This is a genomic window from Variovorax sp. GW821-FHT09D05 (assembly GCF_059416325.1).
In genome coordinates, this window is sequence record NZ_JBWKOZ010000014.1 from 89,443 (window position 1) to 103,803 (window position 14,361).

Below are 14,361 nucleotides of genomic sequence, written 5' to 3' on the forward strand. Positions count from 1 at the left end.
GGAGGAGGGGCGCAGCCCCGGGGGACATTCGCGGAGGGGAGTACCCGGTGTCATTCGCACATGCCCTGAACAAACCCCGGAACACTGAAATGACCGACTTCCTCAATGACGAAAGCCTGATCGCCCCACCCCGCACGGTGCGCATCGACTTCGACGACGGTTCGTTCGCATTGCGCTCGCCAATGGCGCTGAAGCCCTACGCACGCTGCATCGGCGAATGGCTGGAACGGTGGGCCACGGAAACGCCCGACGCGCTGGCCTTCGCCGAGCGCGACGAAACAGGCGAAGGCTGGCGCAAGCTCGACTACTGTGCGCTGCGGCAAGCCGTCGGCTCCGTGGCGCAAGGCCTGCTCGACCTGAACCTGCCGGCAGGCCAGCCGGTCGTGATCCTCTCGGACAACGCCATGGACCACGCCGTGCTGATGCTCGCGACCATGCACATCGGCCGCACCGCGTGTTCGCTCTCAAGCGCCTATTCGCGCATGGCCAAGGACCCGTCGCGGCTGCACGGCATGCTGCAGGCGCTGAAGCCCGCGTTGATCTATGCATCCGACGCCAAGGTATACGGCGCATCGCTCGCGGGCTGTGGCGTGGAAGCGGTCACGGTGTTCAGCCGCAACGCCGATGCGCATCCCGGTGCGATCGGGTTTGAACGATTGCTCGCAGCGAAGGAAACACCCGCCGTCATGCAGGCCTTCGCCGACGTGCTGCCCGATACGCACGCCAAGTACCTGCTGACCTCCGGCTCCACCGGCAAGCCCAAGGTGGTCATCAACACGCACCGCATGCTTTGCGCCAACCAGCAGATGATGGCGCAGACCTGGCGCTTCCTCGCGCAGGAAAAGCCGGTGCTGGTCGACTGGCTGCCCTGGAGCCACACCTTCGGTGCGAACCACAACCTGCACATGGTGCTGTGCCACGGCGGCGCGCTCTACATCGACGAGGGCCGGCCCGCGCCGGGGCTGATCGAGAAGACGGTGCGCAACCTGCGCGAGGTGAAGCCCACGCTGCTGTTCAACGTGCCGCGCGGCTTCGACATGCTGCTGCCCTTTCTCGAAGCCGACGACGCGCTGGCCGCCGAAGTGTTCTCGCGGCTAAGGCTTGCCTTCTATGCAGCGGCGGCGCTGGCGCCCTCCACCTGGCAGCGGCTCGAAGCGGTGGCAAAGCGCGTGCGGCCCACGCGGCCGCTGTGGCTCACCACCTCGTGGGGCGCGACAGAGACTTCGCCCGCCATCACCTCCGCGCACTGGAAGCTCGACGGTGCCGGCTGCATCGGCGCACCGCTGCCGGGGCTGGAGCTGAAGTTCGTGCCCAACGGCGAGAAGCTGGAGATGCGCGTCAAGGGCGTCTCGGTGTTCCCCGGCTACCGCGATGCGCCGCGCGAAACGGCGCAGGCTTTCGACGAAGAAGGCTACTACCGCATCGGCGACGCCGGCTTTCTCGCGAACCCGGCGCAGCCCGCGCATGGCGTGATCTTCAACGGCCGCGTGGCGGAAGACTTCAAGCTCTCGACCGGCACCTGGGTGTCGGTGGGCACGCTGCGCGTGAAGCTGGTGTCGATGCTTGCGCCGCATGCGCAGGACGTGGTGCTCACCGGCCACGACCGCGACGAGATCGGCATGCTGGTGTTTGCGAGCCCGCAAGGCGCGGCGCTGCCGCCGGAGGCCATGGGTGAGCGCATCGCCGGCGTGCTGCGTTCGCTGCGCGACGAAGGCGCGGGTTCCTCGCAATGCCCGGCCTGTGCACTGGTGCTGGCCGAGCCGCCGAGCCTCGATGCGGGCGAGATCACCGACAAGGGCTACATCAACCAGCGCGCCGTGCTCACGCGCCGAGCGGCGGACGTGGCACGCCTGCACGCCCTTGCCGATGACGACCTGCAGGTGGTGCGGCTGCGCGCCTGATCAAGAAGATCACGAAGGCTGCTCGAACAGCGCCAGCAGTGTGTTCTTCAGCCACTGGTGCAGCGCGGAGGTTTCGTGCCGCTGGTGCCAGAACAGTTCGATGACGCGCGCCGGTGCCTCCAGCGGCACGGGCATCCGGCGCAGGCCGGCCAGGCGCGCGGGCTCGAACTTCTCGGACCACGGCAGCACCGCGATCAGGTCGGAGCGGCGCACCACTTCGTACGCAGCGCCGTAGTGGTTCACCGTCGCGACCAGGTTGCGCTGCAGCCCTCGGCTGTGCAGGAACAAGTCGTAGGTCGGCGTGGTCTTGCCGACCAGGCTCACGTCCACATGGCGCGCCGCGAGGAATTTCTTCAGCGGAATCCTGTCGGCGCGCGCCAGCGGATGCCCCGTGCGCATGACGCAGACGAAATCGGGTGACCACAGCGCCCTCGACTTGAGAAACGCCGGCCTCTGCACTTCCTCGTTGTAGACGCTGATTGCGAAGTCGGCCTTGTTGTCGGCCAGCACCTTGTCGAAATCCACCAGCGTGTTGGGAATGGCGTGGATCAACATCGACGGCGCCGCCTTGCTGAGCTTGCTGGCGAGCCGCGGCACCACGATGCCCGAGACATAGTCGGACATCGCGATGCTGAGGCTGGCGGTGCTGCGCAGCGCATCGAAGCGCTCCAGGTCGAGCGTGCCGCGAATCGCATGCAGCGATTGCGACAGCGGCTCCCACAGGTCGATGGCCCGCCGCGTCGGGTTGACGCCGGCCCCGCTGCGCACGAACAGCGCGTCGTCGAAGGTCTCGCGCAGCCGGCGCAGCGCATTGCTGACCGCGGGCTGCGTCAGCGACAGCTTGCTGGCGGCGCGCGTGACGTTGCCCTCGGTCATGAGGGCCTCGAACACCTTCAGCAGGTTGAGATCGGCGGAGCGGTAGTTCATCGTGCGGCCTGACCATTCACTGAATCAATAAACACAATCACACGTATAAATTTGTCGTGATATCCCCGCGATCCTACGATCTGCCGCTTCTCTGCACCACCGAAGTCGAGGGATTCACATGACCATGCTGTCGGCCCGCATCGAGCGCCTGCCGTTCTCCGGTTTCCATCGGCGCCTGCTCCTCATGGGAGGACTGGGCTACACCTTCGACGCGATGGACGCCGCGGTGATCGCCTTCGTGCTGCCGGTGCTGCGCACCGAATGGGGGCTCAGCAGCGTGCAGATCGGTGTGCTGGCCAGCGCGAACTTCATCGGCTTCTTCTTCGGTGCCCTCGCGTCCGGCACCTGCGGCGACCTGTTCGGGCGGCGCGTGGTGATGATGTCGGCACTGGCGATCTACTGCGTGGCGTCGCTCTTCAGCGGCATGGTCGACAGCTGGACGGTGTTTCTCGGGCTGCGCATCGTGGCCGGCTTCGGCGCCGGCGCCGAGAGCGCGATCATCGCGCCCTACCTGTCGGAGTTCGTGGCGCGCCGCTACCGGGGCACCTTCACCGGCGCACTGGCGGGCTTCTTCTCGTTCGGCTTCGTGGCGGCGGCGCTGCTGGGCTACTTCATCGTGCCGGCGCATCCGCAAGGCTGGCGCATCGTCATCTTCATCACCGCGATGCCGGTGCTGCTGCTGCTGTGGTGGCGGCGCGCGCTGCCCGAATCGCCGCGCTGGCTGGAAAGCCAGGGGCGGCAGGCCGAGGCCGGGACCATCGTGGACGCGATGGAGTCCGAAACCGTGCAGCGCGGCCTTGCGCTGCCTGCGCTCAACGCAGAGGACGTGGCCGCGCCGCCGCCCAGCAACAGCCGCGGCAGCCTGCTGAAGAACTACGCCACGCTGGTCTCCAGCAAGCTCATCCGCATCAGCACCATGACCTGGCTGATGTGGCTGGCGATCACCTTCAGCTACTACTCGTTCTTCACCTGGATTCCGAGCCTGCTGATCCAGAACGGCATGACGATCACCAAGAGCTTCGGCTACTCGCTGGTGATCTACCTCGCGCAGATTCCGGGCTACTTCTCGGCCGCCTGGCTCAACGAGAAGATCGGCCGGCAGGCCACCATCGTGAGCTACATGCTGCTGGGCGGGCTCTCGGCGCTGGGGCTGGCCTTCACGCACAGCGACGGGCAGATCATGGCGGCGGGCGTGCTGCTGTCCTTCTTCATGAACGGCACCTATGCGGGCGTCTATGCCTACACGCCGGAGGTGTTTCCGACGCAGGTGCGCGCGACCGGCTCCGGCCTGGCGTCGGCCATCGGGCGCATCGGCGGCATCACGGCGCCGATCCTGGTGGGCTTCATCTATCCGGCGCTGGGCTTCGCGGGGGTGTTCGGCATGACGACGGCAGTGCTGCTGCTGGGCGCGGCGGCCGTCACCTTCATGGGCATCCCGACGCGCGGCCGTTCGCTGGAAGACATTGCGGCCGCCGAACTTTCCTGACTCAGGGCATCCATGCAACCCAAGCTTCTCGATGAATCGCTGTCGGCCGTCGCGCGCGCGCATGCCGACACGCAACAACCCCAGGCCACCTTCGACGCGCTCGAGAAGGCGGTGGCCGCGACCATCGGCCACCGGCTCTTCACCATCCTGGTGCACCACCGCGAGGCGCGCGAGTCGGAACGCATCTACACCAACATGCGCGAGGCCTATCCGGTGGGCGGGCGCAAGCCGATCACCGATTCGCCGTGGATGCAGCAGGTGATGCAGCGCGGCCTGCCCTACATCGGCCGCAACGCCGACGACCTGCGCGACGTGTTCTACGACCACGAACTCATCGTGTCGCTGGGTTGCCGCAGCGTGCTGAACATTCCGCTGCGCTGGCGCGGCGAGACGCTGGGCACGCTCAACATGCTGCACGAGGAAAACTGGTACGACACCGGGCACGTCGAGCCCGCGCGTGTGTTCGCACAACTGGCGCTGCCCACCGTGATGGCACAACAGACCAAGGAGTCCCTCGCATGACGAACACCGTGCTTTTCAGGAACGCCAACCTGCTCGACCCGCAGCGCCCCGAGCTGCTGGAAAACCACCACATCCTGGTCGAAGGCGGCGTGGTCCGCGAGGTTTCCGACAAGCCTATCCACAGCCCCTCGGCCCGCACGATCGACGTGAAGGGCAAGACCGTGATGCCCGGCCTCATCGACCTGCACGTGCACGTGATCGCGGTGGAGCTCAATCTCTCGCGGCAGGTGCATATGCCCAACGTGCTCATCACGCTGCGCAGCGTGCCCATGCTGCGCGGCATGCTGCGCCGTGGCTTCACCACGGTGCGCGACGCGGGCGGCGCGGGCTTCGCGTTCAAGCAGGCGGTGGAATCAGGGCTGGCGCAGGGTCCTCGCCTGTTCGTCTCCGGCCGCGCACTGAGCCAGACCGGCGGGCACGGCGACATGCGCGCGCGCTCCGACTACCTGATGAGCAACGACGGGGCTTGCGCCACCTGTGTGCGCGTCGGTGCGCTGGCGCGCGTGGTCGACGGCGTGGACGCGGTGCGCCGTGCCGTCCGCGAGGAGCTGCAGATGGGCGCTGACCAGATCAAGATCATGGCCTCCGGCGGCGTGGCCTCCCCGACCGACCCGGTGGGCGCCTTCGGCTACAGCGAGGACGAGATCCGCGCCATCGTCGAAGAGGCCCGCGGGCGCGGCACCTATGTGATGGCACACGCCTACACCGCCGAGGCCATCGCGCGGGCCGTGCGCTGCGGCGTGCGCACCATCGAGCACGGCAACCTTGTCGATGCGCCCACGGCCGAACTCATGGCGCAGCTCGACGCGTATGTGGTGCCAACGCTGGTCACCTACGACGCATTGGCCAACGAGGGCGAGAGCTTCGGGCTGCCGAAGGAAAGCGTGGCCAAGGTGGCCAGCGTGCGCGAGGCCGGCCTGCGCTCGCTTGAGATCTACAAGGCAGCAGGCGTGAAGATGGGCTACGGCTCCGACCTGCTGGGCGAATCGCAGCGCCTGCAGAGCGACGAGTTCCGCCTGCGCGCTGAAGTGCTGTCACCCGCCGAGGCCATTGCCAGCGCAACGACGGTCGCGGCCGAGGTGCTGGGCATGAGCGAACGCCTGGGCCGGCTGGTGCCCGGTGCACTGGCCGACATCCTGGTGGTGGACGGCAATCCGCTGCGCGACGTCGGCTGCCTGCTCGGCCAGGGCGAGCGCATTCCGCTGGTCATGAAGGAAGGCGTGGTGCAGTTCGACGAGCTGGGCACCGTCCACTGAAGGGCTACGGCAGCGCCAGCCACTTGCGCCAGAGGACCAGCGCCTTGTCCTGGTAGCGCCGCGTGGCGGCGAGCAGCGCGGCGCGCGGTTCGGGCGACATGAGTTCGGCCGGCAGCAGCGGATCGCGGATGAGGTGCGCGATCACGGCACGCCCCAGCAGCAGCGACTCGCGCGTGGCCACTTCGAGCCGCTGGGTGCGCAGCCGCTTCTCGCTGCGCTCCAGGCCCGCCTGCAGGCGGCTGCAATCGGCCGTCAGGGCGCGCACATTCCAAAGCTTGCGTGCGGCGGCCTGCGCGGCATCGTCCAGATCGGCCAGCCGGAACACCAGGGCGGTGCGCGACAGGCCCAGGGCCGCCAGCTGCACGCGCTCGCCCTCCAGCCCACCCGCGAGGTTGTCGGGCCGGATGAGCAGCCCCGGCCGCAGCGCCGCAAAGCCGCGCAGCGACAGGGCAAGAGCGTGATGGCGCCACGCCGTCTTGTCGGCGCGCGGCACGCCGGCGTCGTGCACGGCGAGCCAGTCGCCGCGCCACGCGACGGCCTGCGCCTGCTTGTGCCGCCAGTCGTCGACCGCGCGCGACAGTGCCGGGCCCTTGCGGTTGAGTGCGTAGCTGCCTCGCTCGCCGCGCGCGATCTTGCCCTCGGCTGCGAGCCGCGTCAGGCCCACGCGCAGCGTCGATTCACCGATGCCCATGAGCTCGCCCGCGCGGCACAGCGCCTGCGAACTCAGCGTGCCGCCGTCGGCCACCAGCAGGTCGAGGATCAGCTCCGGCGCGCTGGGGATGGCGACCGGCACATTACATACTTTGTCCATAATTGCGAAACAGAGAAATATTTCCTACGATGCAACCGAGCGACCGCTAATGTAATTTAGCCCGAAAGGATGCACGCATGGCCATGCAGTACGTGGCGTACGACGTGGACCGCACGGTCTGCACCATCACGCTGAACCGCCCGGAGAAACGCAATGCGGTCGACGGCGTGGTGGCCGCCGAATTGCGCCAGGCCTTCGAGCGCTTCGAAGCCGACGACGCACTGCGCGTCGCGGTGCTGACCGGCGCGGGCGGCAACTTCTGCGCAGGCGCCGACCTCTCGGCCGTAGGCGACCCGGCCCGGCGCAATGAGCTCGATACCGAAGGCGGTGGCAGCGGCCCGATGGGGCCGACGCGCATGGCGCTGTCGAAGCCGTTGATCGCGGCGGTGAACGGCTATGCGGTGGCGGGTGGCCTCGAACTGGCTTTGCTGGCCGATCTGCGCGTGGCCGACGACGACGCGGTGTTCGGCGTGTTCTGCCGCCGCTGGGGCGTGCCGCTGATCGACGGCGGCACGGTGCGGCTGCCGCGCATCGTGGGCATGGGGCGCGCGCTCGACATGATTCTTTCGGGCCGTCCGGTGGGCGCATCCGAAGCATTGACGATGGGGTTGGTCAACCGTGTGACGCCATCCGGCGGCGCATTGGCCGCCGCGCAAGAGCTGGCCCATCAACTCGCCGCCTTCCCGCAGCAATGCATGCTGGCCGACCGCCGCTCAGCCTACGGGCAGTGGGACATGCCGCTGGCCGAGGCGCTGCGCCGCGAGGGTGCGCAGGGCGTGCCGATGGTTTTCGCCGAAGGCGAAGCCGGCGCGGCGCGCTTCGCCGGCGGCGCCGGTCGCCACGGGGAGTTCAAGCGCTGAAGAAGCGCAGCGTGGTACGCAGCGCCTTGGCGAAGCGCGGGTCGGCCATGGCGCCCACGTTGAAGCGCGACCAGCGCGACACCTGCGTCGAGTCGACGCTGAAGATGCGCCCCGGCGCCATTACTATCTTGCGTGGCAGCAGCTCCTTCGCGAAGGCCAGCGAGTCGGCCACGCCGGGCAGCGCGGCCCACACGTAGAGCGACTGCGGGGTGCGCGCGAACACCTCTGCGTCGACCGAGTCGAGCAGCTTGATCGCGTTGCGCGTGGCCTCGCCGAGCCGCGCCTGCAGGCGATTGAGGTGCCGCTGGTAGTGGCCCTCGCTCAGGATGACGTCGACCGTGCGCTCGCAATACTCCGAACTGCTCACGTGGATCAGCGCCTTCAGGTCCGCGAGGTCGCTCGCCAGGTCGGCGCCGCAGGCGATGAAGCCCACGCGCAGCGCTGCGGAGAACGACTTGGAGAAGCTGCCGATGTAGATCGTGCGCTCCAGCTGGTCGAGCGCGGCCAGGCGCGGCAGCGAGGTGGGCTTGAAGTCGGCCAGCGGATCGTTCTCGACGATCAGCAGGTCGTGCTTCTGCGCGAGCTGCAGCACGCGGAAGGCCTTGGCGGGCGAGATGTCGGAGCCCGTGGGGTTGTGCGCGATCGACTGCGTGAAGAACAGGCGCGGGCGCTCGGCAACGAGCAGGCGCTCCAGCGCCTCGAGGTCGGGCCCGTCGGCCAGGCGCGGCACGCCCAGCACCTGCGCGCCCGCGAGCTTGAGCTTGCCGAAGAGGGGGTAGTAGCCAGGGTCGTCCACCAGCACCTTGCCGCCGGGAGGCACGAAGTAGCGGATGACGATGTCCATCGCCTCGTTGGCGCCGTGCGTCAGCACGATCTGCCGCGGCTCGGCGCCGATGCCGAAGTCGGCCAGCTTCCGCACGAGATGGTCGCGCAGCGGCGCATAGCCGAAGCGGCTGCCGTAGCGGAACAGCGCGCCGAGCCCCGTGCGGACCACCTTCGGGTGGTACTTGTCGAGCCGCACGTCAGCCAGCCATTCGACCGGTGGAAAGCCATCGCCCACCGCAATGGCGTCGGGCTGCGTCTTGAGCTGCTCGCGCATGAGCCACACGATGTCCATGGCGCGGCCGAGACTGCCGGCGTCTTCTTCCACCGGCTTGACCACCTGCTGCGGCAACACAAAGTAGCCCGAACCGCGGCGCGGCTCGACCAACCCGCGCGACACCAGGAGCTCGAAGGCGGCCACGACGGTGTTCTTGGCGTAGCGATGAAGCTGCGCAAGCTCGCGCAGAGAAGGAAGCTTGTCGCCGGCCTTGTAGGCGCCGCTGGCGATCTGGCGCGCGAGAGTCTCGGCGAGCGAATCGGCAATGGTGGTCATGGGCGCCGACTGTGACACAGCGACCCGCTTTCGCGCACCACTGTCCGCACTGTCCCGCCAAACTGTGCCTTCCACCGGCGGTACAGCCGACCTAAATTGCCTGCTCCCTAATTCACCTTCCGAAGAGACAAGCAACGATGGTCGCCGACTCCCGCATTCCCAACTTCCGCGCACTCACGCCCGCGCAGCGCCTGGCCCACATCGCGCAGGCCGCGTCCCTGGGCGACGAAGAGGTGGCGCTGCTCGCCCAGCCTGGCGCACTGGGCCTGGACCGCGCCAACGGCATGGTCGAGAACGTGATCGGCACCTTCGAGCTGCCGCTGGGCGTGGCCGGCAACTTCACCGTCAACGGGCGCGACTACCTCGTGCCCATGGCGGTGGAGGAGCCCTCGGTGGTGGCCGCCGCCTCCTTCATGGCCAAGCTGGCGCGCGAGGGCGGCGGTTTCGAGGCTTCGAGCACCGGCCCGCTGATGCGCGCACAGGTGCAGGTGATCGGCATCACTGACCCGTACGGCGCGCGACTGGCGCTGCTGCGCTCTCGCGACGAAATCCTTGCCACGGCGAACAGCCGCGACAAGGTGCTGATCGGCCTGGGCGGCGGCTGCCGCGACATCGAGGTGCATGTGTTCGGTGACACGCCGCGCGGCGCGATGGTGGTGATGCACCTGATCGTCGACGTGCGCGACGCGATGGGCGCGAACACCGTCAACACCATGGCCGAGGCGGTTTCGCCGCTGGTCGAGAAGCTCACGGGCGGCACGGTGCGGCTGCGCATCCTGTCGAACCTGGCCGATCTGCGGCTGGCGCGCGCCCGCGTGCGGCTGGCACCCTCGGTGCTGGCCACGCGCGAGCGCAGCGGCGAAGAGGTGGTCGAGGGCGTGATCGACGCATACACCTTCGCGGCCATCGACCCCTACCGCGCGGCGACGCACAACAAGGGAATCATGAACGGCGTCGATCCCGTGATCGTCGCGACCGGAAACGACTGGCGCGCAGTGGAAGCCGGCGCGCATGCCTATGCCTGCCGCAGCGGGCGCTACACCTCGCTGACCACCTGGGAGAAGGACACCGCGGGCGCGCTGGTCGGCACCATCGAGATGCCGATGCCGGTGGGTCTGGTCGGCGGTGCGACCAAGACACACCCGCTCGCACGGCTCGCGCTGAAGATCCTCGACGTGAAGTCGGCACAGGAGCTGGGCGAAGTCGCGGTGGCCGTGGGCCTCGCGCAGAACCTCGGCGCGCTGCGCGCGCTCGCCACCGAAGGCATCCAGCGCGGCCACATGGCGCTGCATGCCCGCAACATCGCGCTGGTCGCGGGCGCCACCGGAGACGAGGTCGACAGCATCGCGAAGCAGATGGCGGCCGAGCACGACGTGCGCACCGACCGCGCGGTCGCACTGCTCGAAGCGCTGCGCAAGAAGTAAGCAGACGAGCACCGCGGCGGCCACGCAAGACGGCCGTCAGATAACCACAGACGGAGACATCGAAAAATGAGTGCAGACAGTGCAACGCCCGCCCGCTGGCGGCTGGTGGAGATATGGGGCGACACGGCCGACCTGGGCCACCTCGCGTGGTCGATCGCCATCGGCATCGCGGTGAGCCTCACGGGCTACCTCGTGGCCAGCCGCGTGCTCATGAGCACTGTCGGCACGCCCGAGCTGGCACGGGCCTACGCCATGCTCGCCGGCCTGGGCGGCTGCGTGGTGTCGGGCCTGATCTGCGCAAAGCTCTTCACGCCGAAGCGCGAAGTCGTCGAAGGAGCAGCGGCCGATCCGCGCTGGCGCGAGGAGGTGCTGGCCGAACTGGCCGGCGAGCAAGGCGACCTCGGCTCGGTGGACGACCTGCCGCCTGCCGTGGTGCGCGAGATGAAGGAACTCGAAATCCACGACCTGTTCGCGTCGTACAAGCCCCGCGCTCGCCGCACCGAAGGAGCCGCGCCATGATCGATGCCGCACTCCTGAACCAGATCCTCGTGGCCACCGGCATGGGCCTGGTCGGCGCCGTCGTGTTCGCGGCCATCGGCCTCGTCTCGGGCACCGACGAGACCACCACGCTCGCGCCGCTCACCCTGCTGGTGGTGCTGCTCGGCGTGCCGCCCGAAGGCGTGTTCACCTTCTTCCTGGCGGCGGCCGTGGCCAAGCACATGACGCATGCGGTGCCCACCGCGCTGCTGGGCATTCCGGGCGACACCATGGCCACGCCGCTGCTGCAGGATGCGAACGTGCTGCGCAACCTCGGCGTGCCGCACATCGCGCTGCGCAAGATGGTGTCGGGCGCGATCATCGCGGCCTTCATCGCGGTGCCGCTGGCCGTGCTGTTCGCGGTGCTGCTGGCGCCCTACGGCGCGGCCATCACCAAGGCGGCCCCGTGGATCTTCGTGGTGGCGGCCGTGGCCATCGCGTACTTCTCCAGCGGGCGCTGGGCCTCGGTGGCCACGCTGGTGCCGTTCGTGATGGTGATCGTGGCGCTGCAGGCGCTCACCGGCAAGTACGGCGTGAAGCTCGGCATCAGCTACTTCCTGGGCATCGCCATCGGGCCGCTGGTGGCCGACCTGTTCTCGGTGATCTCGCCGGCGGCGCGCGCACGCATGAAACGCGACAAGGTCCGCACCTTCTCGCTCGCCCCCGACGTGAAGGGCTGGTCGGGCTACTTCCCGAATCCGTTCAAGGTGCTGGACCGCACGCAGGTGAAGTGGACCTTCGCGACGGCCGCGATCTCCAGCGCCACCTTCGTGTTCAGCCCGGTCGCGATGACCGTGGTGCTGGGCGAACTGGTGGGCTCGCGCATCAAGCATGCGTACCACCGGCTCACCACCACTCTGGCCGCGCGCAACGGCGTGACCGAGGCCACCTACATCGCCGAGGCGCTGATCCCGCTGATCGCCATCGGCCTGCCGCTGAGCCCTGTGGCGGCCGGCCCGGCCGCGCCGCTGTTCAACGCGCCGCCGGTGTTCACCATCGATGCGGCCACCGGCCAGACGCACAACCTGCACAACCTGCTGAACCACTGGGAGTTCCTGGGCTACGGCATGCTGGCGGTGGTGCTCGCTGCCCTGGTGGCCTATCCGTTCACGATGAACTTCGCACGCCGCGCGGCGCTGTTCGTGTCGCGCAAGGTGAGCCACGAGGCGATCATCGCGACCTTCGTCGGGCTGATCGTGGTCATCAGCGTATGGGAAGGCCAGCTGCTCGGGCTGCTGGTGATCCTGACGATGGGGCTGCTGGGCGGGCTGCTGTCGCGCGCGATCGGGTTCAACACCGGCGTGCAGTTCATGGGGTACTACACGGCGGTGCTGACAGTGCCGGCGGCGATCAAGGCGTTTGCCTAGGGCCGGTGCGCGGCCTGGGTGCCGGCTTGGGCTTGGGCTTCGGCTTGCTCCCGCCGAACATCTTCTCCACCTGCTGCCCCACGCGCGCCCCGATGGCCGTGCCCACGCCCGGCAGCACCGCGCTGCCGATGGCCGCACCGGTGAGCGCGGCGCCGGTCAGCGAGAGCTCGGGGTCGCTCGCGGTGCCGCCGATCTTCAGCGGCACGCCGATCACGCCGTCGACAAGGTCCACCGCGATCTCGCCGTCGAGCTTGCGGTTGAAGAGCTTCAGGTTGCCGCTTGCCGTGAGCACGCCCGAGCGGGCCTTGAGGTTGGTGTACTGGATCACCACGCCGTCTTCCGTGCCCTGGGTGTCGACTGTGCCGGTGAGCTCGTCCAGCTGCGTCGTGCCCCCGCGGCTGACGCCTGCAGTGGCAACGGCCTTGGCCACGTCCAGCTTGGTGAGCGTGGCGGGCTGCACCGAGAAGGTGGTGCGGGTGTGCAGGCTGCGGATCAGCGCGCCCAGCTCCTCGGAGCTCCCGGCCTCGGCCACGAGCGTGGTGTTGCCCGAGAACTTGCCCGCCACCGAGGTGCGGCGGTCGAAGGCCTGCACCAGGCTCTCGATGTCGATCTGGCGCGGCTCCAGTTCGGCGGAAAACTGCAGCTTGCCGTCGGGCAGTGTCTCCAAGCGGGAGACACCGTTCCAGGTGCCTCCGCCCGCGTCGATGCGGGTGCGCCAGCGGTCCTGTCCGGCCTGGCGGTCCAGGCGCAGGCGCACGGGTGGCGTGACACTGGCGCGCTCGAGCCGGGCCTGGCGCGGGCGCCAGCCGGGGTCGAAGCGGACGTCGCCGTCGTAGGCCAGCGAGATGTCGCGCCGGTCGATCCAGACCACGTCGCGCCAGCGCAGCAGTTCCACGGGCACGGGCGCGAGCGTCCATGGCGCGGGCAGCGCGACGACGTTGCCGCTGCCTTCCTGCGGCTTGGGCCCCTTGCCGCGAAACGCCCGCACCGAGGCGCGCGGCAACACCAGGCTTTCGATTTCGATCTCGTCCACGGCAATGACGCGCTGCAGCAGCGGCGCGAGCTGCAGCCGCAGGGTGGCGCGGCGCAGGGTGATGGGGCGCGGCTGGTCGGTGGCGATGTCGGACAGCACCAGCACGGGCACCGGCAGCAGCGACCAGTGGGCGCCGCCCACCTTCAGGGCAACGCCGAAGCGCTTCTCGAAGCCTTCGGCGATCTTCGCGGCCACCTCGTCGTCGGTGGGCAGGCGCGCGCTCACCACCCACACCAGCACGCCCACGCCCAGCAGCAGTGCGACGGCAATGCCAATGAGCCAGCGGCGGACGGGGTGCTTCATCGATTCAAGGTAACACGCAAAGGCGACTCGGTTTGTCAGTCGCCATCGCTATAGTTTTGGCCACTGTTACAGGCACAAAGAAAGAAGCACGCCATGCGTATCTGGAAAAAAGAGATCTCCGTCGAGGCACTGACGCGCAACCACGTGGGCACCGTCGTATCGGCGCTGGGCATGGAATTCCTGGAGGTGGGCGACGACTTCATCCGCGCCCGCTGTCCGGTGGACGAACGCACCCGCCAGCCCTACGGCATCCTGCACGGCGGCGTGTCGGTGGTGCTGGCCGAGACGCTGGGCTCCTGCGGCGCCCACTACTCGGCCCCCGAAGGCGACCGCGCCGTGGGCCTGGACATCAACGCCAACCACATCCGCTCCGTCACCAGCGGCTGGGTGATCGGCACGGCGCGGCCGGTGCACCGCGGACGCACCACGCAGGTCTGGCAGATCGACCTGACGAACGAGGCGGGCGAACTGACCTGCGTGTCGCGCATCACGATGGCGGTGCTGCAGCCGCGCTGACCGGCGGGAGCGCCTGCCGCTCCTTCCTTCTTCTCCTGCGGGT

13 protein-coding genes are annotated in these 14,361 nt (G+C 68.7%); 9 read left to right on the top strand and 4 right to left on the bottom strand.

The genetic code is table 11. The features are described 5' to 3' along the window. Window positions 1–89 precede the first annotated feature (89 nt). Window positions 90–1,901, top strand: a complete 1,812-nt coding sequence (locus tag AC07O3_RS31025; RefSeq protein ID WP_495341163.1) for a feruloyl-CoA synthase — start codon at window positions 90–92, stop codon at window positions 1,899–1,901. A 9-nt stretch (window positions 1,902–1,910) separates the two neighbouring features. On the opposite strand, the gene AC07O3_RS31030 is transcribed toward AC07O3_RS31025, so the two are convergent. After that, window positions 1,911–2,828 (bottom strand): LysR family transcriptional regulator, encoded by a 918-nt coding sequence (locus AC07O3_RS31030; protein ID WP_093057074.1) that lies wholly within the window; start codon window positions 2,826–2,828, stop codon window positions 1,911–1,913. Between the two features lie 118 nt (window positions 2,829–2,946). On the opposite strand from AC07O3_RS31030, the gene AC07O3_RS31035 reads away from it, so the two are divergent. The 3 genes from AC07O3_RS31035 to AC07O3_RS31045 are packed head-to-tail and all read left to right on the top strand — an operon-like array spanning window position 2,947 to window position 6,092. Then, window positions 2,947–4,314, top strand: coding sequence for an MFS transporter (locus AC07O3_RS31035; protein WP_093174735.1), 1,368 nt, complete (start codon window positions 2,947–2,949; stop codon window positions 4,312–4,314). A 12-nt stretch (window positions 4,315–4,326) separates the two neighbouring features. Then, window positions 4,327–4,836: a GAF domain-containing protein gene (locus tag AC07O3_RS31040; RefSeq protein ID WP_495341164.1), complete on the top strand. Its 510-nt coding sequence runs from the start codon at window positions 4,327–4,329 to the stop codon at window positions 4,834–4,836. After that, the gene (locus AC07O3_RS31045) at window positions 4,833–6,092 is read left to right on the top strand and encodes a metal-dependent hydrolase family protein (protein ID WP_495341165.1); all 1,260 of its coding nucleotides are present in this window, start codon (window positions 4,833–4,835) and stop codon (window positions 6,090–6,092) included. The genes AC07O3_RS31040 and AC07O3_RS31045 overlap by 4 nt, the downstream gene beginning before the upstream one ends. A gap of 4 nt (window positions 6,093–6,096) precedes the next feature. Here AC07O3_RS31045 and AC07O3_RS31050 read toward each other — a convergent pair whose 3' ends face one another. After that, on the bottom strand, window positions 6,097–6,903 hold the full coding sequence (locus AC07O3_RS31050) for a PaaX family transcriptional regulator (RefSeq protein WP_495341166.1): 807 nt from the start codon (window positions 6,901–6,903) through the stop codon (window positions 6,097–6,099). Window positions 6,904–6,980: 77 nt separating this feature from the next. Here AC07O3_RS31050 and AC07O3_RS31055 point away from each other — a divergent pair, with 77 nt between their 5' ends. Beyond that, on the top strand, window positions 6,981–7,763 hold the full coding sequence (locus AC07O3_RS31055) for a crotonase/enoyl-CoA hydratase family protein (RefSeq protein ID WP_495341167.1): 783 nt from the start codon (window positions 6,981–6,983) through the stop codon (window positions 7,761–7,763). On the opposite strand, the gene AC07O3_RS31060 is transcribed toward AC07O3_RS31055, so the two are convergent. Then, on the bottom strand, window positions 7,753–9,138 hold the full coding sequence (locus AC07O3_RS31060; RefSeq protein WP_495341168.1) for an aminotransferase-like domain-containing protein: 1,386 nt from the start codon (window positions 9,136–9,138) through the stop codon (window positions 7,753–7,755). The genes AC07O3_RS31055 and AC07O3_RS31060 overlap by 11 nt on opposite strands. Before the next feature lie 137 nt (window positions 9,139–9,275). On the opposite strand from AC07O3_RS31060, the gene AC07O3_RS31065 reads away from it, so the two are divergent. The 3 genes from AC07O3_RS31065 (at window position 9,276) to AC07O3_RS31075 (ending at window position 12,466) form a co-directional block, all read left to right on the top strand. Further along, window positions 9,276–10,562, top strand: coding sequence for a hydroxymethylglutaryl-CoA reductase, degradative (locus tag AC07O3_RS31065; RefSeq protein WP_495341169.1), 1,287 nt, complete (start codon window positions 9,276–9,278; stop codon window positions 10,560–10,562). A gap of 66 nt (window positions 10,563–10,628) precedes the next feature. After that, window positions 10,629–11,081 carry a hypothetical protein gene (locus AC07O3_RS31070; RefSeq protein WP_093057082.1) on the top strand — a complete coding sequence of 151 codons (453 nt, stop codon included), beginning with the start codon at window positions 10,629–10,631 and terminating at the stop codon, window positions 11,079–11,081. Continuing rightward, window positions 11,078–12,466 carry a tripartite tricarboxylate transporter permease gene (locus tag AC07O3_RS31075; RefSeq protein ID WP_093057083.1) on the top strand — a complete coding sequence of 463 codons (1,389 nt, stop codon included), beginning with the start codon at window positions 11,078–11,080 and terminating at the stop codon, window positions 12,464–12,466. Before AC07O3_RS31070 ends, AC07O3_RS31075 begins: the two co-directional genes overlap by 4 nt. Here the strand turns inward: AC07O3_RS31075 and AC07O3_RS31080 are convergent. Continuing rightward, window positions 12,450–13,802 carry an AsmA family protein gene (locus AC07O3_RS31080; RefSeq protein WP_426390983.1) on the bottom strand — a complete coding sequence of 451 codons (1,353 nt, stop codon included), beginning with the start codon at window positions 13,800–13,802 and terminating at the stop codon, window positions 12,450–12,452. The two genes, AC07O3_RS31075 and AC07O3_RS31080, sit on opposite strands and share 17 nt — an antisense overlap. Window positions 13,803–13,895: 93 nt before the next feature. On the opposite strand from AC07O3_RS31080, the gene AC07O3_RS31085 reads away from it, so the two are divergent. Continuing rightward, the gene (locus tag AC07O3_RS31085) at window positions 13,896–14,318 is read left to right on the top strand and encodes a hotdog fold thioesterase (protein WP_093057085.1); all 423 of its coding nucleotides are present in this window, start codon (window positions 13,896–13,898) and stop codon (window positions 14,316–14,318) included. Window positions 14,319–14,361: the final 43 nt, after the last annotated feature.